25 protein-coding genes are annotated in these 22,479 nt (G+C 69.2%); 13 read left to right on the forward strand and 12 right to left on the reverse strand.

What is annotated here, in order from left to right; genetic code table 11:
• On the reverse strand, nt 1-806 hold an 806-nt coding region (locus ON36_RS13005), incomplete at its 3' end, for an FAD-dependent monooxygenase (protein ID WP_245558065.1).
• A gap of 175 nt (nt 807-981) precedes the next feature.
• On the opposite strand from ON36_RS13005, the gene ON36_RS13010 reads away from it, so the two are divergent.
• Nucleotides 982-1,320, forward strand: coding sequence for a DUF732 domain-containing protein (locus tag ON36_RS13010; protein ID WP_043651982.1), 339 nt, complete (start codon nt 982-984; stop codon nt 1,318-1,320).
• 63 nt (nt 1,321-1,383) lie between these two features.
• Nucleotides 1,384-2,028, forward strand: coding sequence for a TetR/AcrR family transcriptional regulator (locus ON36_RS13015; protein ID WP_043651984.1), 645 nt, complete (start codon nt 1,384-1,386; stop codon nt 2,026-2,028).
• 81 nt (nt 2,029-2,109) lie between these two features.
• Here ON36_RS13015 and ON36_RS13020 read toward each other — a convergent pair whose 3' ends face one another.
• The 6 genes from ON36_RS13020 to ON36_RS13045 form a co-directional block, all read right to left on the reverse strand.
• On the reverse strand, nt 2,110-3,060 hold the full coding sequence (locus ON36_RS13020; RefSeq protein ID WP_043651985.1) for an AurF N-oxygenase family protein: 951 nt from the start codon (nt 3,058-3,060) through the stop codon (nt 2,110-2,112).
• Between the two features lie 22 nt (nt 3,061-3,082).
• Entirely contained in the window at nt 3,083-4,348 is a 1,266-nt protein-coding gene (locus ON36_RS13025) for an acyl-CoA dehydrogenase family protein (RefSeq protein WP_043651986.1), read from the reverse strand.
• A 19-nt stretch (nt 4,349-4,367) separates the two neighbouring features.
• A complete protein-coding gene (locus ON36_RS13030) occupies nt 4,368-5,246 on the reverse strand; it encodes an SDR family oxidoreductase (protein WP_043651987.1) in 879 nt (292 codons plus the stop codon).
• A gap of 65 nt (nt 5,247-5,311) precedes the next feature.
• The gene (locus tag ON36_RS13035) at nt 5,312-6,181 is read right to left on the reverse strand and encodes a MaoC/PaaZ C-terminal domain-containing protein (protein ID WP_043651989.1); all 870 of its coding nucleotides are present in this window, start codon (nt 6,179-6,181) and stop codon (nt 5,312-5,314) included.
• A complete protein-coding gene (locus tag ON36_RS36130) occupies nt 6,178-6,612 on the reverse strand; it encodes a type II toxin-antitoxin system Rv0910 family toxin (protein WP_043651991.1) in 435 nt (144 codons plus the stop codon). Before ON36_RS36130 ends, ON36_RS13035 begins: the two co-directional genes overlap by 4 nt.
• A gap of 45 nt (nt 6,613-6,657) precedes the next feature.
• Nucleotides 6,658-7,863: a lipid-transfer protein gene (locus ON36_RS13045; RefSeq protein ID WP_043651992.1), complete on the reverse strand. Its 1,206-nt coding sequence runs from the start codon at nt 7,861-7,863 to the stop codon at nt 6,658-6,660.
• Nucleotides 7,864-8,441: 578 nt separating this feature from the next.
• Between ON36_RS13045 and gadC the strand changes: the two genes are divergently transcribed.
• Together gadC and ON36_RS13055 are read left to right on the forward strand one after the other, a co-directional pair.
• Nucleotides 8,442-9,914, forward strand: coding sequence for a glutamate/gamma-aminobutyrate antiporter GadC (gene gadC, locus ON36_RS13050; protein WP_083885108.1), 1,473 nt, complete (start codon nt 8,442-8,444; stop codon nt 9,912-9,914).
• Entirely contained in the window at nt 9,911-10,360 is a 450-nt protein-coding gene (locus ON36_RS13055; protein ID WP_043651994.1) for a hypothetical protein, read from the forward strand. The genes gadC and ON36_RS13055 overlap by 4 nt, the downstream gene beginning before the upstream one ends.
• Nucleotides 10,361-10,372: 12 nt before the next feature.
• Here ON36_RS13055 and ON36_RS32710 read toward each other — a convergent pair whose 3' ends face one another.
• The gene (locus tag ON36_RS32710; protein WP_052313932.1) at nt 10,373-10,912 is read right to left on the reverse strand and encodes a TIGR03086 family metal-binding protein; all 540 of its coding nucleotides are present in this window, start codon (nt 10,910-10,912) and stop codon (nt 10,373-10,375) included.
• A gap of 110 nt (nt 10,913-11,022) precedes the next feature.
• On the opposite strand from ON36_RS32710, the gene ON36_RS13065 reads away from it, so the two are divergent.
• The 3 genes from ON36_RS13065 to ON36_RS32715 all read left to right on the forward strand — a co-directional run bounded on the left by ON36_RS13065 (nt 11,023) and on the right by ON36_RS32715 (nt 12,367).
• The gene (locus ON36_RS13065) at nt 11,023-11,412 is read left to right on the forward strand and encodes a winged helix-turn-helix transcriptional regulator (protein ID WP_218001194.1); all 390 of its coding nucleotides are present in this window, start codon (nt 11,023-11,025) and stop codon (nt 11,410-11,412) included.
• A gap of 326 nt (nt 11,413-11,738) precedes the next feature.
• Nucleotides 11,739-12,065, forward strand: coding sequence for a spore germination protein GerW family protein (locus tag ON36_RS13070; RefSeq protein ID WP_043651995.1), 327 nt, complete (start codon nt 11,739-11,741; stop codon nt 12,063-12,065).
• A 119-nt stretch (nt 12,066-12,184) separates the two neighbouring features.
• A complete protein-coding gene (locus ON36_RS32715; protein ID WP_052313933.1) occupies nt 12,185-12,367 on the forward strand; it encodes a hypothetical protein in 183 nt (60 codons plus the stop codon).
• A 160-nt stretch (nt 12,368-12,527) separates the two neighbouring features.
• On the opposite strand, the gene ON36_RS13080 is transcribed toward ON36_RS32715, so the two are convergent.
• The 4 genes from ON36_RS13080 to ON36_RS13095 form a co-directional block, all read right to left on the reverse strand.
• Nucleotides 12,528-13,655 (reverse strand): MCE family protein, encoded by a 1,128-nt coding sequence (locus ON36_RS13080; RefSeq protein ID WP_281004857.1) that lies wholly within the window; start codon nt 13,653-13,655, stop codon nt 12,528-12,530.
• Nucleotides 13,656-13,715: 60 nt separating this feature from the next.
• Nucleotides 13,716-14,852 (reverse strand): CaiB/BaiF CoA transferase family protein, encoded by a 1,137-nt coding sequence (locus ON36_RS13085; protein WP_043651997.1) that lies wholly within the window; start codon nt 14,850-14,852, stop codon nt 13,716-13,718.
• On the reverse strand, nt 14,852-15,994 hold the full coding sequence (locus ON36_RS13090; RefSeq protein WP_043651999.1) for an acyl-CoA dehydrogenase family protein: 1,143 nt from the start codon (nt 15,992-15,994) through the stop codon (nt 14,852-14,854). The genes ON36_RS13085 and ON36_RS13090 overlap by 1 nt, the downstream gene beginning before the upstream one ends.
• A gap of 114 nt (nt 15,995-16,108) precedes the next feature.
• The gene (locus ON36_RS13095; protein WP_169334698.1) at nt 16,109-17,119 is read right to left on the reverse strand and encodes an AraC family transcriptional regulator; all 1,011 of its coding nucleotides are present in this window, start codon (nt 17,117-17,119) and stop codon (nt 16,109-16,111) included.
• 151 nt (nt 17,120-17,270) lie between these two features.
• Between ON36_RS13095 and ON36_RS13100 the strand changes: the two genes are divergently transcribed.
• From ON36_RS13100 to ON36_RS13125, 6 genes are read left to right on the forward strand one after another with little or no spacing between them, the layout of a single operon-like run.
• Nucleotides 17,271-18,137, forward strand: a complete 867-nt coding sequence (locus tag ON36_RS13100) for a MaoC/PaaZ C-terminal domain-containing protein (protein WP_043652055.1) — start codon at nt 17,271-17,273, stop codon at nt 18,135-18,137.
• Between the two features lie 31 nt (nt 18,138-18,168).
• On the forward strand, nt 18,169-19,368 hold the full coding sequence (locus ON36_RS13105) for a lipid-transfer protein (RefSeq protein WP_043652001.1): 1,200 nt from the start codon (nt 18,169-18,171) through the stop codon (nt 19,366-19,368).
• Between the two features lie 41 nt (nt 19,369-19,409).
• Nucleotides 19,410-19,841, forward strand: coding sequence for a type II toxin-antitoxin system Rv0910 family toxin (locus ON36_RS13110; protein WP_043652003.1), 432 nt, complete (start codon nt 19,410-19,412; stop codon nt 19,839-19,841).
• A 33-nt stretch (nt 19,842-19,874) separates the two neighbouring features.
• The gene (locus ON36_RS13115; protein ID WP_043652006.1) at nt 19,875-20,762 is read left to right on the forward strand and encodes an SDR family oxidoreductase; all 888 of its coding nucleotides are present in this window, start codon (nt 19,875-19,877) and stop codon (nt 20,760-20,762) included.
• A complete protein-coding gene (locus ON36_RS13120) occupies nt 20,759-21,616 on the forward strand; it encodes an alpha/beta fold hydrolase (protein ID WP_157224864.1) in 858 nt (285 codons plus the stop codon). The genes ON36_RS13115 and ON36_RS13120 overlap by 4 nt, the downstream gene beginning before the upstream one ends.
• A gap of 19 nt (nt 21,617-21,635) precedes the next feature.
• Nucleotides 21,636-22,469, forward strand: coding sequence for an SDR family oxidoreductase (locus tag ON36_RS13125; protein WP_043652011.1), 834 nt, complete (start codon nt 21,636-21,638; stop codon nt 22,467-22,469).
• The last annotated feature ends 10 nt before the right edge of the window (nt 22,470-22,479 follow it).

A 22,479-nucleotide genomic window follows, 5' to 3' on the forward strand; every position in this document is an offset into this window, starting at 1 on the left:
GCGGAGGGGAAGAAGAACATGGCCATGGCGCGGGTGGCGTCCTGGATCGGGCGCAGGCCCGCCGAGCGGCCGCCCTCCTGGTACTCGAGCATCCATCGGTCGAGCCCGAACTCGTTGGGCACACTGAAGAACGCGAGGGCGTAGCCGAGGTGGCGGAGGTACCGGTCGTGCGGGCCGAACACCATCGACCGCAGCGACGAGTGCAGGCCGTCGGCCCCGATGACCAGCTCGAAGCGCCGCCGCGCGCCGCCGTCGAAGACCACGTCGACGCCGTCCGCGTCCTGGGTGAGCCCGGCGATCCGGTCGCCGAAGCGGTATTCGACGTCGGCGCGGGTGGCGTCGTAGAGCACCGCGGACAGGTCGCCGCGCAGGATCTCGATCTCGGCGATGAAGCCGTCCCCGCCGTCGTCGTCGGCGCGGAAGGTCTCGAGCACCGCGCCGTCCGCGTCGACGGTGTGCGCGCCGATGGTCTGGGTGCGGGCCGCGCGGACCGCGGCGTCCAGGCCCATCCGCCGGATGACCTCCTTGGTGACCCCGCGCGCGTCGACCGCCTGACCGCCCGGTCGCAGCGCAGGCGCCCGCTCGACGACGGTCACCTCGGCGCCGTGCCGGTGCAGCCACAGCGCCAGGGCGGGACCGGCGATGCTCGCCCCGCTCACCAGTACCCGGGGTGCCCCCGAGCGGGAGACGGGCTCGCGGTGCCCGTCGGTGTGCCGCTGATCGCCGACGCTCATCGTCGCCTCCTGGTCGTTCTCGTCGCGCCGGATCCGTGCCCGCGCCTGCCCACCGCCGTTCGGTGGGTCCATCGATGCAGACGGGGTGCCCGCCCGGAATTCGTCGGTGGGCCGGGAATCGCCGGGCCCGGGTGCCGGCGCGACAGGGTGGGGCGCACCAGCCCTGGGGTGGGTTCCGCGGCGCGCGCGACTGCCGGATCGTTGGTGGCACAACGACATCGCCTCCCGACCCCGAGGAACCACGATCATGACGATCAGCCGAATCCGCCTCCGTCCCGTCGCCGTCGCCGTCGCGGTGAGCCTCGCGGCACTCGGTGGCCCCGCCCTGGCCGCGGGCACCGCGGCCGCGGACGTCACCCCCGCCGAGACCGCGTTCCTCGACGAGATCGGGCTGAACAACGCCACCCTGCCCGGCCGGTCGCCGGAGGAGATGGTCACCGCGGGCTACGCGAGCTGCAACCATCTGCGCGCGGGGGTGTCGGTGCTCGACGAGATCTCCGCGGTCGAGCGGTCCTACGGGTTCGGCCAGGGCACGCTGTTCGTCAGCGCGGCGACGACGAACCTGTGCCCCGGCTTCGCGTCCTGACCGGCTGACTGCCCGCGCGCGGCGAGTTACCTGCCGAACTGTACGTAACTGTACGATCGGGGAATGCCCAGGCCCGCCGCCGCGACGCGATCCCGTCGTACCCAGGAACAGCGGTCGAGCGAGACGCGTGCTCGGCTGCTGGACGCCACGATCGACTGCCTCGTGCAGTACGGGTACGCGGGGACGACGACGCCACGGGTGGCCGAGCACGCGGGTGTGACCCGGGGCGCGCAGGTCCACCACTTCGGCTCCAAACAGGACCTGGTCGTGGCCGCGATCAGCAGGCTGGCCGAGCGCCGGATCGCGGCGCTGCTGCCGGAGATGGAGCGCGCGGCGGCCGACGACGACGTCGTCGGCGCCGTCCTCGACCTGCTCTGGGACGTCCACCAGGGTCCGCTGTACGTCGCCCTGGTCGAGCTGTGGCTGGCGGGCCGGACCGATCCGCAGCTGGCCGCGGAGCTGCGCCGCGTCGAACCGGTGGTCAACAACGCGATGCTCGGCGCGGTGGCCCAGCTGGTGCCGAACGAGCTGGTGCGCAAGCCGGCCCGCGACTTCATCTACACCGCCATGGACGCGCTGCGCGGCATCCTGCTCTCGACCATGGTGGCCGACGATCCCGAGCGCGCCCACCGGCGCTGGCAGCGCGCGAGCGCGGACCTGCGCATCGTCGGCGAGCGACTGCTCTCGGGCCTCGCCGACCCGGACTGAGGTCGTGCGTCCGCGGTCCGGCGGTCGCGGTGCGGGTCCGCGCCGTGCCGGACCCGCACCGGGCGCCCGCCCGTCGCCCGCTCAGCGGACGGGTTCGCTGCGGTAGCGCGACGGCCTGCCGTCGACCCGCAGCATCCGCCACAGCCGCGCCGACACCGGGTTCATCAGGCCGCAGTCCACCGCCAGGCCGCGCACGTCGGAGAGCATGTCGCGGCGCATCCGCCGCGATTCCGGTGATCGCCAGAACGTCTCGCGCATCACCGCGCGCGGGATGCTCTGCGCGGCGGCGAAACGGGGGGACGGCTTGGCGATCAGGTCGCAGGCGATGGTGAACATCACCGGGAACAGGACCGACAGGACCGCACGGCGCGCTGCGGGCAGGGCGGGCACCGTGCGGCGCAGGTACTCGTGGGCGAAGGAGATGTGTCGCGCCTCCTCGGCCACGTGGATCTGCATGATCCGCAGCATCAACGGATGGGCGGGCCCGCCCGCCCGCAGGATCGTCTTCTGCATGTGGTCGATCGGCTCCTCGCCGCACAGGACCATGGCGAAGAAGAACTCGGGGACGACGCTCACCGTCAGCGGGATCACCGCCTGGAACGCCCGCACGACCGGGTGGACGCCGGGAACGTCGACGCCGGTGCGGTTCACGAACTCCTGGAACATCTGGGTGTGGTGGGCCTCCTCGGTGATCTCGTGGGTGAGATAGCGGAACTCCACGTCCCGGTCGGGCAGCAGGAACACGTATTCCAGCAACCCGCGCATGAGCAGGTTCTCGAACTGCAGGCCCACCTTGGCGGTGTTGGCCTGGCGGGCGAGGCCGATCCTGATCCGGTCCGCCTCCGGCAGGGCGCGGTACCACGCCGAGGCGCCGAGCGGCTCGCACTCCGGCAGCACCCAGCGCGGATCGTGCGGGTCGATCGCGTAGTCCGGATCGTCCCAGGGGATGTCGGTGAAGGCGTCGAAATGCCGCTCCACCGAGCCTTCCGACAGTGTGCGCAGCAGTTCTTCGTAACTCGGCGACGAGGTCATGGCCGTGTACTCCTGACTGGTCTCAGTATCCGAGCAGGCCCTTGGCCACGTGGGTGACCTGGATTTCGTTGGAGCCGGCGTAGATCATCAGCGACTTGGCGTCGCGGGCGAGCTGCTCGACGCGGTATTCGGCCATGTAGCCGTTGCCGCCGAAGAGCTGCACGGCCTCCATCGCCACGTCGGTGGCGGTCTCGGTCGCGTACAGCTTCATCGCCGACGCCTCGGCCAGGCCGGGGAGTCTGCCCGCTGCCGCGCCCTCGAGGACGTTGAAGACCATGTTCTGCACGTTGAGGCGGGCGATTTCCATCCTGGCCAGCTTGAGCTGGATCAGCTGGAACCGGCCGATCTCCTGGCCCCACAGTCTGCGGTTCTTCGCGTAGTCGACGCAGAGCCGGTGACATTCGTTGATGATGCCCATCGCCAGGACCGCGCAGCCGACCCGCTCGCTGACGAACGCGCTGCGGGCGCTGTCGCGCCCGTCCCCGCCGTGATGGTCCTCGGTCTCGCCGAGCAGCCGGTCCCGCGAGACGCGGACGTCGTCGAAGAACAGCTCGCCGGTGGGGGAGGAGTGCATGCCCATCTTGCGGAACGGCCTGCCCTGGGTGAGGCCCTCCATGCCCTTGTCGAGGACGAAGGTGAGCACCTTGCGGTCGCGCCGGTCGGTGCCGCTGCCGTCGTCGAGTTTGGCGTAGACGACGATCACGTCGGCGAAGGGGCCGTTGGTGATGAAGGTCTTCTGCCCGTTGAGGATGTAGTCCTCCCCGTCCCGGCGCACCGAGGTCTTCATGCCGCCGAAGGCGTCCGAGCCGGAGTCGGGCTCGGTGATCGCCCATGCGGCCACCTTCTTCAGCGTGACCAGATCGGGCAGCCACCGCTCCTTCTGCGCGAGCGTCCCGCGCGAGAGGATGGTCGCGGCGCCCAGCCCCAGGCTGACCCCGACCGCGGCGACCGTGCCCAGGGAGACGCCGGCGATCTCGCTGAGCAGCATCACGCCCATCGAGGCCTGCGCGGCCAGCGGATTCGCGCCGCCCTTCTTCCCGCCGGACTTCGCCGCCGGTTCCGTGCCGTCGGCGAGGGCCGCCTCTTTCGCGCGCCGGCGCTCGAGCATCTTCGTCACGGCTTCCTCGGCCATGGCGTCGATCCCGAACTGCGCGAACAGCTTGCGGGCGATGTCGTAGGGCGGCAGGTCGCCGTGCTCGAGCTCGTCGAGGTGGGGGCGGATCTCCTTGTCGATGAACTCCCGTGCCGCGTCGCGGATCATCAGGTCGGTCTCGGACCATTCGAACATCGTTGTCCTCCGGGGTCTCTCAGGGCAGGCGGGCCGCGATGTCGGCGATGCGCCACGGCCCTTCGGTCTCGATGGTCTTCACGTCGTGCCAGCCGGCCAGCTCCGAGATGGCCCCACCCTGCACGGCGAACACCTTCCCGGTCAGCGGGCAGCCGTCCGAGGCCAGGTAGGCCACCAGGGGCGCGATGTTGGCCGGGCTGAAGGCGTCGAACTCGCCGTCGGCGAGCGCGGCCGCCTCGGCGGCCATGACCGCGCCCATGCCGGGCGTGGCCAGGGTGAGCCGGGTCCGGGCGATCGGGGCGATGGCGTTGACCCGCACCCCGTAGCGGGCCAGCTCGTCGGCCGCGACCAGGGTGAGCGCGGCGATACCCGCCTTGGCCGCGCCGTAGTTGGCCTGCCCGGCGTTGGGCACGGTGGTGCCCGAGGCCGAGGCGGTGTTGACGACCGCCGCGCTGAGCGGTTCGCCGGCCTTGGCCCGCTCCTTCCAGTACGCGGCCGCGTGCCGGAGCAGGTTGAAATGGCCCTTGAGGTGGACCGCGAGGACCGCGTCCCACTCGGGTTCGGACAGGCCGGCGATGAATCCGTCGCGCAGGATGCCCGCGTTGTTCACGACCACGTCGAGCTTGCCGAACGCGGCGACCGCCTGCTCGACCAACGCGCGCGCGCCGTCCCACGACGCGACGTCGCCCGCGCTGGCGACCGCGCGCCCGCCTGCGGCGACGATCTCGTCGACGACCTGCTGCGCCGGGGTGGTGTCGGCGCCCTCGCCCGCGTTGCTGCCGCCCAGGTCGTTCACGACGACCGCGGCGCCCTCGCGGGCGAACAGCAGCGCGTGCTCGCGGCCGATCCCGCGACCGGCGCCGGTCACGACGGCGACCTTGCCGTCCAATGCACCCATCGGAGTGCTCCTCTCGGAAGATCCGGTCCCCGGGGAACCGGGCCGTGTGTGGGGGGTGGGGGGAATCAGCCCGCGATCTCGGCCAGGCCGTCGGACAGGACCACGGTCTCGCCGCGCACCGTCTCGAAGGCGTAGGTGGCGACACCGTTCTCCTCGCCGACCCGCCAGATCCGGGTCTCGAGGTCGTCGCCCGGGAAGACCATGCCCGCGAAGCGCACGGCCAGGCGGCGCAGGCGCCCGACGTCGGAACCGCCGACCTCGGTGAGCACCGCCCACGAGGCGAAGGCCATGGTGCACAGGCCGTGGGCGATGATCCCGGGCAGGCCCGCGTCGCGGGCGACCTGATCGTCGAGGTGCAGCGGCACCGGGTCCCCGGACGCGGGGGCGTAGCGGAAGGTCTGGTCGTCGTCGACGTGCTGGGCGACCACCGCGACCGGCTCGCCGGCCCGCACCGCGTCGTCGAGGCGGTGCGGCGGCGCCTGCTCGCCCACGGTGCGCCCGGCGTCGATGTTGCGGAAGTACGCGGTGAGATACTGCTCGTTCACGAGATCGCCGGTGCCGCCGCGGGTTTCGATGTGCACCGTGATCGTGCTTCCCTTGGGCCTTCCGGTGAAGCCGACCGCGCGGGCCCGGGCCGTCAGGGTCTCCCCGGGCACGATCGGACGGTGGAAGCGGAAGTCCTGTTCGCCGTGCAGGACCCGGCCGAAGACGTCCATCGGGGCGACGTCGATGACCGGCATCATCATCGAGTCGAACACCGGCACGATGGCGAACACCGGCGGCGCCACGTCGCCGTCGCGGTGCGCGGCGATGGGATCGTTGGTGGCCAGGGCGTAGTCGGCGATCCGTTCCCGGGTGACCGCGAAGGTCTCCGGCTCGCTCCAGACGCCGAGCCCGGCCGCGTCGAAGGCGACGGCGCGCGTGTCGGCGCTCACGCGACGGCCAGTGTGTCGAGCGCGGTCAGCGACTTCTCCAGCTGGACGAGGCCGTCCTTCTCGACCGCCTTGCCGAGGGCGCCCTTGATCAGCGCGCCCTCGAAGTCGCCCGCGATGCCGAGCTCGCTGCCCGCGCCCGCCGCGGCGACGGTGAAGGTGAAGCGGACCTTCACCCCGGCCATGCCGGTGCCGCCCAGGACCAGCGTGCGGGGCTCGTCCACCTCCTCCACGACCCATTCCAGCTTGTTGGCCATGCCGAGCATGAAGATCTTGGCGACCAGTTTCGCGCCGACGGTGAGGGTGGCGGGCGGCTCCTCCATCCAGCGCTCGTGGATGGAGAACCAGTCGCCCCAGCTGCTCGGGTCGGCGATGATGCTCCACAGCGCCTCGGGGGTCGCGGTCAGGGTCTTGGTGTATTCGATGTGGCCCATTGCCTTCTCTTCTCGTCGTCTCGGAGTGCCGGGGGGTGTGGGGGATCAGCGCTCGGCGCGCTGGTAGGCGGTGACGACCGCGGCGCCGCCGAGGCCGATGTTGTGCTGCAGGGCCGCGGTGACGTCGGGGACCTGGCGGGCGCCCGCGGTCCCGCGCAGCTGCCAGGTCAGTTCGCTGCACTGCGCCAGGCCGGTCGCGCCGAGGGGATGCCCCTTGGAGATCAGGCCGCCGGACGGGTTGACGACCCAGGTGCCGCCGTAGGTGGTCGCCCCGTCGTCGATCAGGTGCCCGGCCTCGCCGGGCCCGCACAGCCCGAGCGCCTCGTAGAGCAGCAGCTCGTTGGCCGAGAAACAGTCGTGCAGCTCGATGACCTGGAAGTCCGCCGCGCCGAGCCCGGCCTGCTCGTAGACCTGCCGCGCGGCACGGACGTTCATGTCGTAGCCGATGATGTTCTTGGCGGTGCCGTCGAAGGTGGAGCGGAAGTCGGTGGTCATCGCCTGCCCGACGATCTCGACCGCCTGCCCGGCCAGCCCGTGCCGCTCGACGAACCGCTCGCTCGCGAGGATCGCCGCGCCGGAACCGTCCGAGGTCGGCGAGCACTGCAGCTTGGTCAACGGGTCGTAGATCATGCGCGAGGCGAGGATCTCGTCGAGGGTGTACTCGTCCTGGAACTGCGCGTACGGATTGTTCACCGAATGCCGGTGGTTCTTGTGCCCGATCGCGGCGAAATGCTCGGCGGTGGTGCCGAATTGGCGCATGTGCTCGCGTCCCGCGGCGCCGAACATCCACGGCGCGGGCGGGAAGAGCACCTCGGAGATCTCGGCCAGGGCCTGCATGTGGTTGGCCATCGGCTGTTCGCGGTCGTCGAAGGTGGTGCCGAGCGAACCGGGCTGCATCTTCTCGAACCCCAGCGCCAGGGCGCAGTCCGCCAGCCCGCCCCGGATCGCCTGCGCCGCGAGGTAGAGCGCGGTGGAGCCGGTCGAACAGTTGTTGTTGACGTTGACCACCGGGATGCCGGTCAGGCCGAGCTCGTAGACCGCGCGCTGCCCCGAGGTGGACTCCCCGTACACGTAGCCCACGTAGGCCTGTTCCACCAGCTCGTAACCGATCCCGGCGTCGGCGAGCGCCGCGGTGCCCGCCTCACGGGCCATGTCGGGGTAGTCCCAGTCGCTGCCGTCGTCGTTCTTGCGGCGGCCGGGCTTCTCGAACTTCGTCATCCCGACACCGACGACGTAGACCTTGTTCGCCATCGAACTCCTCCGTGAGGTCCGCCCGCCACGTCGCGGGCATCTCCGATCCGGAACGGATCATGCGAACAAACATACAGGAATGTATGTGAATGTAAATGGGTCGATTCCTGCGGGATGGATGAGCCGGGTCGCGGGCGCGTCCAGGCCGTGTGCGCCGCGCCGCAGACCTTCGGCGCGGTGGTGACCACCCCCCGGCCCGGCCGTCGCGCCGGCATCGATCCGTTCCGGAAGCGGATCCGCGCGAGCATTCGCCGGAATGGGAATCCGGCTGTCGAGTGCTTACACCGGCCGGTCACTCACGGTTCGGTAAACGCGCCGGATCGCGATTGTCCGCGGGGTGACCGGTGGTTAATATCCGATCCAGTATCGCGACGCATACCCACCGTTTTCCGCCTTTTCGCTGCTGTCTTCGTAGAAAAGAGGTCGAGGCAGTGACCGGCGCCGATGCCGAGGGCATCGGGCAGGTCGATCGTGCGCCCGCGGAATTCCGCGCCGACGCGCACGGCACCGCTGAATATCCCCGATCGGCGGTCCGGTCGATGCGCCGGAGTGGTCGATCCCGTTCCGAGGTGATGGCGATGAGTGATACCGCAATTCCGTCCACCGAGCCGCCGGATACCGCCCGCTCGGGCAGCAGACCGCCGGCGTCGGCGTGGATATCCTGGATCGCGCTGGCCCTGATGACCACCAGTTCCGTGGCCAGTCTGCGGCCGTCGCCGACCATGGCGGTCTACGGCCTGGCGTGTGTGTTCCTCTACGTCGTCCCGGCCATCGTCTTCCTGCTGCCGACCTCGCTGGTATCGGCCGAGCTGGCCTCGGGATGGAGCGGCGGCGTCTACAACTGGGTGTCGCTCGGCCTGTCCAAGCCGCTGGGATTCCTGGCGGTCTGGTGCCAGTTCGCGATGACGATCTTCTACTACCCGAGCCTGCTCGGATACGTCGCCAGCACGCTCGCCTACGTGATCGATCCGGACCTGGCGAGCAACGGCGTGTGGACCGCCGCGGTCATCATGGTGTGTTACTGGGCCGGGGTGTACATCTCATCCCGCGGCACCCAGGGCGTGGCCGGGCTGGCCAGCGGCGGCCTCATCATCGGCACCCTGGTTCCGGGTGTGTTGCTGGTGGTCCTCGGGGTGGTCTTCCTCGGCCAGGGCAACGCCTCCGCCGCACCGATGGACACCGATCACCTGCTGCCCGCCTGGGCGGGTATCGCGAGCCTGGTGCTCATCGTGAACAACTTCCTGTCCTACTCCGGCATGGAGATGAACGCCGTGCACGTGTCCTCGCTGCGCAAGCCCGCCAAGGAGTTCCCCAAGGCGATGTTCCTCGCGATGGCGCTGGTGCTGCTGATCTTCATCCTGCCCGCGCTGGCGATCAGCTGGGTGGTCCCGGCCGAGCAGCTGTCGCTGACCGCCGGGGTGATGCAGGCCTTCGACGCCGTCTTCGCCCAATTCGGCTGGCAGTGGCTGACTCCGGTGATCGGCATCATGCTGGTGATCGCCTCGCTCGGCGGCATGCTGACCTGGCTGGCGGGGCCGTCCAAGGGCCTGCTGTTGATCTCGCGGCAGGAAGGCTATCTTCCGCCGTTCCTGCAGCGGGTCAACAAGCGCGGCGTGCAGCAGAACATCCTGGTCACCCAGGGGATCGTCACGACGGTGATCGCGTTGCTCTACGCGTTCATCCCGAACGTGTCGAGCACCTACTGGATCTTCTCGGTGATCACCACCCAGGTGTATCTGATCATGTACCTGTTGATGTTCGTCGCCGCGATCCAGCTGCGGCGCAAGTTCCCCGACCATCCCCGCGGCTACCGGGCCCCGATGCTGGTCGGGCTGTGCGGGGTCGGTTTCGCCGCCTCGCTGGCCGCCCTGCTCATCGGGTTCGTTCCGCCCTCGCAGTTCGGTGGTGGCAACGCCGGGATGTACTTCGTGATCGTCGCCGCCGGCGCGCTGGGTCTCGGCCTGCTGGTCCCGTTCCTGTTCTACCGGCTGCGGAAACCGTCCTGGCGGCAACCGGATCCGTCGGCACCCGTCGAGGGGAGCGCGTCATGAGCACCGACACCGAGACCGCGGGCAACGCCCGCGAACGCGCCGTGATGTACAGCGTCGTCGCGATCACCTTCGCGATCCTGCTGGTCGTCGGGTTGTTCGCCTTCTCCTCGGCGTCGTCGAACGCGCAGGCCGAGGCGAAGGCGGATCAGCTGATCACGGCGCTGGAGCGGGCCGGGGTGGCGCACCCGCCGTCCCGGGACCAGGTCGTGCGGGTGCTCGGCGAGGACGGCGGTGCGGTCTGCGCCGATCCGAACTCCGCGCTGACCCGCGCGGCTTTGCTCGCCCAGCTGGCCAACGGTGCCGGCGGACCGGGCACGCGCCCGGTCATCGTCGACGAACGCGTTCTGCGCGGCGAGTTGCTGGTGCTGTCGATCTACTGCCCCGAGCACCTCGACGACTTCCAGCAGTTCGCCCACGACCTGCGCACCGGCGACGTGGTCGGCTGAACCGCGCCCGGGTCAGGCCGCGTCCCGCCCGACGAGGGCGAGGAAGCGCCGTTGTGCCCCGGCGGTTTCCGGGACATCCACCGGCGGGGCGAACTTCCCGGTGGCGCCCATCGCGGGCCCGGCGCGTTCGACGAGCGGCAGCAGCACCGCGACGACCTCGGGGTCGAGGCTGTCGTCGGCGCCGAGTGCGCGGGCGAGGTCCCAGGTGTGGGCCGTCAGGTCCGTGGTGAGGATCGCGACGACGTCGGAGACCGGCGCCCGGCCGCCGAAGGGCGAGGGCGCGAGCCGGTCCGCCGTGCCCGGTGCCGAGAGTCCCGAACGGATCGCCGCGCACGCGGTCGTCCACCGCCGGGTCGCGTCCCCGGTCGGATCCGGCGCGCCGCCGCCGAGCAGGGCTGCCGCGCGTTCGTGATTGCCCAGCACGTGCTCGACCAGGTCGCGGACCCGCCACTCCGGGCAGGGCGTGGGCAGGGTCCAGTGGTCGTCGCCGACGGCGGCGAGGCGGGTCGCGAAGCCTTCGGCCGCGCGGCGGTGCAATTCGGTGATGTCCATGGCGATTCCCTCCGGCCGAGCGCGGTCGGCCCAGTCACTTGTGATTTGCAAGTGACATGCTGGCAGGGATACTTGCGGTGCACAAGTTACCGACGGGGAAAGGGCAGGCCGTGAGAGAGACCGCCGCACAAGGTCATCCGGACGGGAAGCTGCGCTCGTCCTGCCCGCTCGCCGCGACGCTCGACCTGGTCGGCGACCGGTGGACGCTGCTGATCATCCGGGACATGAGCGCGGGCAAGACCCGCTACAACCAGTTCCTCGCATCCCCCGAACGGATCACCACCAACATCCTCGCCGACCGGCTCCGCCGCCTCGAGGCCGCCGGGCTCGTCCGCTCCGCCCTCTACAGCGAACACCCGCCGCGCCGGGAGTACACCCTGACCGACGCGGGCGCGAGGCTCCTCCCCGCCCTCGGCGCGCTGGCGCGCTGGGGCGCGGACCACATCGCCGGAACCGCCGACCCCGCGACGGCTCTCGCGACCCTGCGGTCGACGCTCTGATCCGCGGGAGCTCGAGTGGGCGCGTCGAATCGGCGTTCGGGCCACGAGCAGTGCGGATCGCGGGAGTCGGCATCGATCAGGGCAATCCGGTGCGGCGGGGACAACCGTCGCCTACGTGTCAGCTTCTGCTGTCGGCGCTCCGAGGTCGGCGGCGAAAGTCACGTCCTCTACGGACCTTGTCCCGATCGGCAGGTGCCCTTTGCACCTGCGCGCACCGCGCAGCGTCGCCCGAGAATGGACGGGCAACGACATACATCGGACGCGCGGGCACAGTCGGGAAAGCCGACAACGAGTGGCCCGCCGCCACAGACCGCTCGGAGGAAGACATGACGATCGATGACGTGACGAAAGCGGTGAAGGACACGATGACCGTCTCACGTGTCTACAGCGACCCGATCGAGCGGGACGGCACGACCCTGATCGAGGTCGCCGCCGTCTCCGGCGGTGCGGGTGGCGGAGACGGCGGTGACGAGCACGGCAACGGTTCGGGCGCGGGATTCGGTGTCGGTGCCAAGCCGGTCGGGGTCTACGTGGTCACGAACGGCAAGGTCGCCTGGCGGCCCGCGATCGATGTCAACCGGCTCATGCTGGTTGTCGGCACTGTCGCGGTCGGAGCGCTGATAGTCGGTGCCCGAATGGCAGCCCGCCGCTGAAGCCGGACCGCCTCCTCGCCTCCGGTGCCCGAAATCCCACGACGGCGGGATCGGGCGTCGACGGGAGAGGACGCTGTCGGGCGCTTCTCTCCTCCATCGATGACACGGCCGATTCGTCGTTGCTGGACGGCGGGTTCGCGCTGTCGGCGGTGCTGCTGGAATGCACCGCCCCCGATCTGTCGACCTGCAAGGTCGCCCACGTCACGGAACTGGAATCCACGCTCGTGCGGGTCGCTGATCTCGTCGGGCAGCGCTACCCGAAGGCGCTGGTACGGATCGGGCGCGCCCCGTATGCGATCTGACACCGACGGACCGACGGTTCATGTCGGTTCCTGTTCTCGACTTCGACGTGCCCACAGCGGGGCACATCGAAGAGGGAAGCGCGATTGATCTCCGGACTTCCCTTGGAGGGTTGGCGATCGACGCCGACTTCTGCTCCAGCTCGGGGAAGGCCGTGGCGGACTATCTCGGCCCGCTGACTCGTCCTTGGACGACCTGCAGCACTTGGAGGAAGCTTCCGACGAAGTCGTTCAGGTCTCGGATATCCCAGAGTTTGCTGTTCGCGGGGTCGGTGAGCAGACCGATGTCGAGATTCGTCAACGTGGCGTAGGCGGCGAAGCCCTTACCTTTCAGCGTCGCGTTCACGCCGGGTCCGAGCGCGTGGAGCTGATCCATCATGTACCCGAGGCCGGGGCCGGCCGCGGCCAGGGCGTTCGTCAGGTTATCGAGGTCGGCGAGCAGTTCCGACAGTCGGTGGCCTGTAGTAGCGGAGTAGCCACCGAGAGCTGCTGTGGCAGTAGATAACTCGGTGAGCTGGTCACCGATGGCGCGGTTGTTCTCGGCGATCGCGCCGACAGCTTGGGGGAGGGTGTCGGCCATCTGCCCGAGCTGACCCTTGTCGGACTCGATGGTGTCGGCGAAGCCGTTGAACTCCGTGAGTACCGAGTCGATCTTGGTGCTGTTGGCGTTCAGCTCCCCGACGACAGCGGTCATTTCGGTGATCAGGTGAGCCAATTCTCCGCCGTGACCGTTGATGATCGCCCCGAGTTCGGTGCCCAAACGGCTCAGGCCGGCGACACTGCCGCCGTTGAACAGCATCGAGACCGAGACCAGCAGCTCCTCCACGGTCGCTCCCGCGGAGGTCGACTCGAGTGTCAGGGTTTCGCCGTCGGTCAGCGTACCCGCTCCCGCATTATCCTTCGGTGGGGTCAGTGCGATGAAGACGTCGCCGAGGGGAGTGGCCTGGCGTAGTTCGGCAGTGCTGCCCCTGGGCAGCGTGACCTCTGCGTTGATCTCCATGTCGACGACGGCCCGAAAGTTCTCGGCCCTGATCGACGAGACGACGCCGACATCGGAACCACCGACTTTCACCTTGGCTCGGCCGGGCAGGTTCAGCGCGTTGTCGAACACCGCGTGCACGGTGTAGGTCTGGGCACCGGCACCCGGCTCGGGCAGCGGCAAACTCTCCACGGTGAGGCCGCACCCGGTGGAGACGGTCACCGCGGCCACCGCAGCTGTGGCCAGCAGCGTGCGGTAGCCGATCGGACCGAGTGCGCGGCGGTACGCCCGCGGGGTCAGTGACAGGGCCACGAGTGTTCTCCTCCATGCTGAAGCCGCGCGAACGGCGGTGTGCTCGGCGCGGTCGAGAAGTCAGCGCCGGGACGCGCGGTCGGTGATCCGTGTCAGCTGATCGGTCGTGATGCCCCACCCGGCCAAGAGATCCCGGACATGCGCGGCCTCGGCCGTGTTCGGTGCGGGATGCGCTGTGGGGGTGCGCCCGAAGCGGGGTGCGGGCGCGGGCTGACGCAAGCCGTCGACGTCGATGAACGCGTCGCGAGCCTGATTGTGGGGATGGTTGTGCGCCTCCCACGGGCTGAGCACCGGGGTGACGCAGGCGTCGGAGTCGGCGAACAGCCGCGCCCACTCGTCGCGGGTCCGCTGCTTGAAGCATCCGGCGATCCGTTGCCGCAGTTCGGTCCAGCCGGTACGGTCCAACTGGAACGGCAGGTCCGGGTCGTCGATTTCGAGCACGGCGAGCAGTTGCAGGAAGAAGGGATACTCCACGCAACCGACCGCGACATGTTCGCCGTCGGCACATTCGTAGGTGTCGTAGAACGGGGCGGCGCCGTCGAGCACGTTCTCGCCGCGCGGTTCGTTCCACAGACCATTGGCGTGCATACCGTGCATGAACGCCGTCAGCAGCGCAGAGCCGTCGACCATCGCGGCGTCGACGACCTGACCCAGGCCGGAGCGCTCCCGCTCGTAGAGGGCGCCGAGCACGCCGAGCGCGAGCAGCATGCCGCCGCCGGCGAAGTCGCCGAGGATGTTGGCGGGCGGCACCGGGCGTTCCCCGGACCGGCCGACCAGCGACAGCGCACCGGACAGGGCAATGTAGTTGATGTCGTGCCCGGCGCGAGGGGCGAGCGGGCCCGATTGTCCCCAACCGGTCATCCGGCCGTAGATCAGCCGCGGGTTGCGCGCCAGCAGATCGTCCGGGCCGATACCGAGGCGCTCGGCCACCCCAGGACGCATTCCCTCCACGAACACATCAGCGGCCTCGACCAGGGCGCAGAGTGTCGCGTGGTCGGCGGGGTCTTTGACGTCGAGCCGGATCGTGTGCTTGCCGCGGTCGAGGGGGCCGTCGGGCGGTGTGAGCCCGTCGCCGTTGCCGCCCTCGCGCTCGACCCGCACGACCTCGGCGCCGAGATCGGCCAGCATCATGCAGCCGAACGGCGCCGGCGCGAGCCCGGCGAGTTCGACCACCTTCACACCGTGCAGCGGGCCCATCACAGGCTCCGTCCGATGATCATCTTCATGATCTCGTTGGTGCCGCCGTAGATCTTCTGGATCCGCGAATCGGTCCACAGCCGCGAGATCGGGTACTCGGCCATGTAGCCGTAGCCACCGAACAGCTGCAGGCAGTCGTCGGTGACTCTGCACTGCTGGTCGGTGAGCCACCACTTGGCCTTCGCGGCGGTGGGGATGTCGAGCTCGCCCCTGGTGTGTTTGGTCACGCAGTCGTCGAGGAAGGTCCACGCGATGGACTTGACGGTGTCGACCTCGGCGAGGGTGAACTGGGTGTTCTGGAACCCGAAGATCGGCTTACCGAAGGCTTCGCGTTCTCTGGCATAGGCCACGGTGAGCTCGACCGCCTTCTCGATCGCGGCTGCCGCGGCCACCGCGAGGATCAGTCGTTCCTGCGGAAGCTGGCTCATGAGCTGGATGAAACCCAGCCCCTCGGCGACACCGAGCAGGTTCGACTGCGGTACCCGCACGTCGTCGAAGAACAGCTCACAGGTGTCTTGACCGTGCTGGCCGACCTTTTCCAGGTTGCGTCCGCGGCGGAAGCCCCCACGGTCGGTCTCGACCGCGATGATCGACACGGTGTCGGCGCCCCTGCCTTCGGACGTCTTCACCGCCACCAGGACAAGGTCGGCGAGGAAACCGTTGGAGATGAAGGTTTTGGCTCCACTGATGACGTAGTCGTCGCCATCCCGGCGCGCGGTGGTCTTGATATTCTGCAGATCCGATCCTGTGCCCGGCTCGGTCATCGCGATCGCGGCGACGATGTCGCCGCTGCACATCGCGGGCAGCCACCGCTGTTTCTGCTCGTCGGTGCCGTAGGCGTTGATGTAGTGCGCGATGATCCCGCTGTGCAGCGCGATGCCCAGGCTCGGTGCCAGTGTGCGAACCTGCTCGATCGCCACCACGGCTTCGTGGCGGAAGTCGCCGCCACCGCCGCCGTATTCCTCCGGCAGGCTCAGGCCGAGCAGGCCGAGCTCGCCCGCGGCCTTCCAGACCTCCCGGTCGACGTGGTGCTGTCTGCGCCAGCGATCTTCGTTGGGTGCGCATTCCTTCTCGAAGAATCGCCGCGCCAGTTCGGCGAGCGCGTCCAGATCCTCATTCATCCACGGTGATCGGTGGGCCACGGGAACTCCTTCGTTCATCTCCGGTTCTGAACGAAGCTTTCTCGTGGAGGGCGCCGTGGGCGATGATCGTGGCGAGCGGATACTTGACCGCAACGCTCGAGTACGCCGCTGACGTCACTGTCGGCGTTGGTACGCGCTCGGCGGATCGCCGGTCCAGCGGCTGAAGGCCCGGGAGAACGCGCTCGGCTCGGAGAAGCCGAGTCGCCGGGACAGTGCCGCGATCGTCTCCTCGCCGCGGACGAGGCTCGTCACCGCGGCATCGCGCATGATGCGCTCCTTGATCTCACGCGATGAGGTGCCTTCCTCGCGGAGCTTGCGCCGCAGGGTCTGTGGGCTCATCGCGAGCTCGGCGGCCAAGTCGTCGACGCTGGGCCACGCACCGGTGAGGCCGCGTTCCAGCAGTCGACGGACCCGCCCCGTCACCGTGGTGATTGTCCCGGTGCGGGTGAGTACAGCGGCAGGCAGATCACTGAGAAAGGTGACCAGCTCGTCCTCGTCGCGGACCAAGGGCGCGTCCAGGAGATCCGTTGCGAAGACCAGCGCGGGCCGTGGCGCCGAGAACCGCATCGGCGTGCCGAAGACCAGGTCGTAGTCGCCGTTGTCGGGCCCCGCCGGATACGGCACCTCGACGCGGCGCAGGGGCATTCGCTGACCGAGAATCCAGGCGAGGTAGCGGTGCGACGAGACCAGCAGGACATCGACGAGGACGTCGATGGGCGCGGCGACGGCACTGATATCGAACTCGAGCCGCGCCTCGGCGCCGGCCTCCACGAGCTCGATCGGTGGAAGACCGGGGAGGGACCGGCGGAAGGTCTTGGCGCGCTGGATCGCCGCCCGCAGCGTGGGCGCGCTGATCAGCCCGAAACACAGCAGCCGGAAAGTGCCCAGCGGCATCGGTCGCAGGCCGAAACCGAGTAGTTCGTCGTCGGTGGTACGCCACAACCGGCGGAACAGGATGGTGATCTGCTCGAGGGTGACCCGGGCTCGGCCCTGGGCGAGCAGATCGACGGATATTCCCGCCTCGCCCATCATCGACGCCACGTCCCAGCCACGGCGCGCGGCGACGTCCAGCAGCGCCTGGACGCGGGTGATCGGCAGGGTGTAGCCGGGGGGTTCGGAATGCACGGACCAGACCGTACACATTCCGCCGGAACCGCCCCGCGCACCGATGAGCGTTTCGGTCAACGAACCGAGAGGAACGATCATCGCCCCGGGCACCACCGGCTCCTTACCGTCGACACAGGCAATGCCCGACGACGCGCACAGGAGTTACACCGTGGCCGAAAACGAGGGTTTCAACCTCGACCGCCTTGATGTCTGGGGCGAAGAGCAGAAGTTCCAGGTCGACCGAGACCGCACCATCGCCTACGCCGAGGCGACCAACGACCCGATCGCCCAGCACCTGGACGGCACCTACGCGTCCCCGGTCTTCGCGGTCGTTCCCGCCATGGCGACAATGGCCGATGCCACCATGTCGGTGGTGCCGGACGAGCTCATGCTGCGAATCCTGCACGGTGAGCACGACTTCCGGCTGCATCGGCCGATCGTGCCCGGCGAGACGCTGACCGTGCGCGCCAAGCCGGTCGGCATCGAGGGCAAGTCCTCCGGTGTCGTCGTCACCACGCTGCTCGAAACCCGCGACGCGCAGGGAGAACTGGTCAACGAGCAGTACTTCATCGGCTTCTTCCGTGGCGGGCATTTCGACGGGTCGGTCGGGATCACCAGTCCGGAACACGGTTTCGACGACGCTCTGCGCGACCGTACCCCGGAACACGTGGTGGCTCAGACCTTCGACGCCGATCAGACCTTCCGCTACGCCGAGCCGGCGGGCGATCCGATGCCCATCCACCTCGATGACGAGTTCGCCCGGGCAATGGGATTGCCCGGCATCATCATTCACGGGCTGTGCACCATCGCCTTCACCTCGCACGCGCTGATCACCCGGATCGCCGATGGCGACCCGACCAGGCTGAAGCGCCTCGCGGTGCGGTTGACCAAGCCCGCGCGACCCAGCGAGACCATCACCACCGCCGTGTGGCGCGCGGGTGATGTCGACGGGCGCCAGGTCTACGCCTACGAAACCGCCGGTGACGAGAGCCCCGGCAAGTTCGTGATCACCGACGGCCTGGCCGAGTTCGCCTGATCTCGATTCGCACCGATCCAAGGAGTATTTGATGTCCCACCGTGTGTTCGTCGTCGGCGTCGGCATGACGAAATTCGAGAAGCCGGGCCGCCGGGAAGGCTGGGACTACCCGGCCATGGCACTCGAGTCCGGCACAGCCGCGTTCGCCGACGCCGGCATCGAGTACAGCGAGGTGCAGGAGGCCGCCGTGGGCTTCTGCTACGGCGATTCCACCAGCGGCCAGCGGGCACTCTACGAACTCGGCATGACCGGTATCCCGGTCGTCAATGTCAACAACAACTGCTCGACCGGCACCACCGCTCTCTACCTGGCGGCCCGCGCCATTCGTGGCGGGATGGCCGAATGCGCGCTGGCGCTGGGTTTCGAGAAGATGCAGTCGGGTTCCCTGGAAGCCGCCTACACCGACCGCGAGCAGCCCTTGCTGCGGCACATCGACGCGCTGGCCGGTCTGCGTGATTTCGCGATGCCGGTGGCGCCCTGGATGTTCGCCACCGCCGGGGTCGAGCACATGGAGCGCTACGGGTCCACCCCCGAGCACCACGCCAAGATCGCCGAGAAGAACCATCGGCATTCGGTGAACAACCCGTACGCGCAGTTCCAGGATGCTCACACTCTCGCCGACATCCAGAACGCGAAGATGGTGTACGAGCCGCTGGGCCTGACCCGGCTGATGTGTTCGCCCACCTCCGATGGCTCCGCCGCGGCGGTGCTGGCCGGCGAGCGATTCGTCGACGAGCACGACCTCGGCGATCGGGCGGTCGAAATCGTCGGCCAGTCGATGGTCACCGATTTCGAGACCACGTTCACCGCCGAGACCGCTCGGGCCATCGTCGGCTACGACATGAGTAAGGTCGCCGCGCGAAATGTCTACGAGCAGGCCGGAATCGGCCCCGACGACATCGACGTGATCGAACTCCACGACTGCTTCGCCCCCAACGAGCTGCTCACCTATGAAGCGCTGGGGCTGGCGGCCGAGGGAGAGGGCCACAAGCTGATCGACAACGGCGACACCACCTACGGCGGCCGCTGGGTGGTCAACCCTTCCGGCGGCCTCATCTCCAAGGGCCACCCGCTCGGCGCGACCGGTTTGGCGCAGTGCGCCGAGCTGACCTGGCAGCTGCGCGGTGCGGCCGAGGCCCGCCAGGTGCCCGAGGCGAAGGTCGCCCTGGCTCACAACATCGGACTGGGTGGCGCGGCCTTCGTGACCGCCTACCGTCCGGCCGACCGCTGAACCACAACATTCCGTCACAACCCTCACAACAGGAGAAATCCATGGCCAAGGTAGCCATCAGCAAGGACATCGCCGCACCGCAGGAGAAGGTGTGGGAGGTGCTCGCCAATCCCGCACGCTTCGAGGAATGGCTGACCCTGCACACCAAGTGGAAGTCCGAGCCGCCGACCGAGCTCGCCGTCGGCTCGACGATGTCGGAGGTGCTGACCATCATGGGGATGGCCAACACCATCGACTTCACCGTCGGCACCTACGAGGCGCCGAACACCATGAGCATGTCGGGTGTCGGCATGGCGGGTGCCAAGATCACCTTCACCCTGTCGGTCGAGGCAGCGGGCGACGGCTCGACGGTCACCATCACGTCGGAGTTCATCAGCCAGATGATGGTCGGTGCCGTCGGCGGTGCGATCGAGCGCGCCTCCGCCAAGGAGATCGAAGCGTCGCTCGAGAAGTTCCGGTCGCTCGTCGCCTGAGTCGACGACTACACCTCGAATCAGGAGATAGCAATGGGTTCAATGGAGAACCGGGTCGCCGTCGTCACCGGGGCCGGTCGCGGCATCGGTCGTGAGCACGCGCTGCTGCTCGCGAAGGAGGGTGTCAAGGTCGTGGTCAACGACCTCGGCGGCGCCAACGACGGCAGCGGCACCGACGCCGGGCCCGCCCAGCAGGTGGCCGACGAGATCGTCGCCGCCGGTGGGCAGGCCGTGGCCAATACCGACGACATCGGTACCTGGGCGGGCGCCGAGGCGCTCGTGGACCAGGCGATCTCCACCTTCGGTGGCCTCGACATCGTGGTGAACAACGCGGGCATCCTGCGTGACGCCTTCCTCGCCGGCATGAACGAATCGCAGTGGGACTCGGTCGTCGCGGTGCACCTGAAGGGCCACTTCTCGGTCCTGCACCACGCCGCGGCCTTCTGGAAGGAACAGACCAAGGCCGGTAAGACGGTCACGGCCTCGGTGATCAACACCGCCTCGGCGTCGGGCACCTTCATGCCCAACGCGGGCCAGGCCAATTACGGTGCGGCCAAGGCCGGTATCGCCGCGCTGACCGAGGTCGCGGCGCTGGAGCTGGAGCGCTACGGCGTGCGCGTCAACGCGATCGCGCCGGTGGCGCGGACCCGCCTCACGCTCGCGACCCCGGGCATGAGCGCGATGTTCGAAGAGGAGGTGCCCGAGGGCGAGTTCGATGCCTTCAGTCCGGCCAATATCGCGCCGATCATGGCCTACCTGGCCAGTGACGAGTGCACGCTGACCGGCAAGGTGCTCGCGGTGCAGGGCGGCGCGGTATCCCTGCTGCGGGGCTGGTCGGTGGTGGAGACGGTGGAAACCGACGGCCCGTGGTCGTTGGAGAAACTGCCCGCCCAGCTGAATCCGTGGAGCGCCACGGAATGATCGGCGAGCGTCGCGCCCGGTACGCGGGGTACGGGACGCGTGAGCTGTTCGTCGACGGGAGGGAGCCGAAGCTCGTGCTGGTGCACGGCTTCGGCCACCCGGCCGACTGCTGGCGTCCGGTGCTGCAACGGTGCGAACGCACCGGACAGGCCGCGGTCGCACCGGATCTGCCGGGGTTCGGCGCGGCCGACGCGCTCGCGCCGGGTCCGCTGATACCGCAGCTGGTCCGCTTTCTCGACGCGGCGGTGCGTCACCACGCAGGAAACGAGTCGGTGGTGCTGGCGGGCAATTCGCTCGGCGCCGTCACCGCGGTTCAGTTGCTCGACTCCGTACCGGGCGTGCCTGTCTCGGGGCTGGTCGCCTTGGACATGGCGGGTGCGCACTGGGCACCGCTGGTCCGCGCTGTGGGGCGTGGCAACTGGACGCTGCTACGGCTGCTCGCCGCCCTGCCTGCGCCGACCCGGCTGCGGGTCCGCGTCGCCGATGTGTGCGCCGGTGTACTGCTGTACGGGGACCGCCGCGCCGTGGATCCAGAACTGGTGCGGCACCTGAGCTCGCAGATCGGGAACGCGGTCTCGGCGAACGGTCTGATCGAGGTGGGTATCCGGTTCAAAAGGGAGGCCGAGTCGCTGTCGCCGCCGACCCGGATCGACTGCCCGACCGTGATCATCCACGGCAGGAGGGATCGGCTCGTAGCACCCGCGACCAGTCGGGCGCTGCACGCGGCCATCCCGGGCAGCCGGCTCCTGACCCTCGCCGGTATCGGCCACTGCCCGCACCTGGACGCCCCCGACACCGTGACCGCACTGGCACTCGACCTCGCGACGGCGGCGGGCAGATCCGAAACAGCGTGAAGACCAAAGGAGTAGGGCAATGACGCAGGACACCGCGTTGCACGGCAAAGTCATCGCGATCACGGGAGGAGCCCGGGGTATCGGACTGGCGACGGCAACCGCACTACATCGCAGGGGCGCACGCGTCGCCATAGGCGACATCGACGCGGGGGCGGCCGAGAAGTCCGCTGCCGCAGCAGGTGTGGCGCTGGCGGCCGAGCTCGATGTCGCCGACCCGGACTCGTTCACCGCGTTCCTGGACGAGGTGGAGCGCACCCTCGGACCGGTCGACGTCCTGATCAACAACGCGGGCATCATGCCGGTGGGGCGCCTGGCCGACGAGCCGGACGCCGTGACCCGGCGCATTCTCGACATCAACACCTACGGGGTGATCCTCGGCAGCAAACTCGCTGTGCGGCGGATGGTTCCGCGCGGGCGCGGCCACATCGTCAACGTCGCGTCCCTGGCGGCGGAAACCTACGCGCCCGGTCTGGCCACCTACGGCGCCAGCAAGTGGGCCGTGCTCGGCTTCACCGAGGCGGCCCGGGTGGAGCACCGCGGTAGCGGCATCGAGTTCTCCGCGGTCCTGCCCTCTTTCGTCAATACCGAACTGATCTCGGGCACCAAGGGCATCAGAGGCATCCGCACCGTCGAACCCGAGGACATCGCCGCGGGCATCGTCTCGGTGATCGAGCACCCGCGACCCATCGTCCGGGTGAGTCGGCTGGTGGGGGCGCTGATCGGCGCGCAGAAGTTCCTGCCGCGGACCGTCGGCGAAACCGTCGGTCGCTGGCTGGGCGGCCACGACGTATTCACCGACGCCGTCGACACCGCCGCCCGCAAGGCCTACGAAGACCGCGCCCGCGGCCGCTGAACTGATCGAA

It is taken from the genome of Nocardia thailandica NBRC 100428 (assembly GCF_000308795.1).
GTDB classification, from domain to species: Bacteria; Actinomycetota; Actinomycetes; order Mycobacteriales; family Mycobacteriaceae; genus Nocardia; species Nocardia thailandica.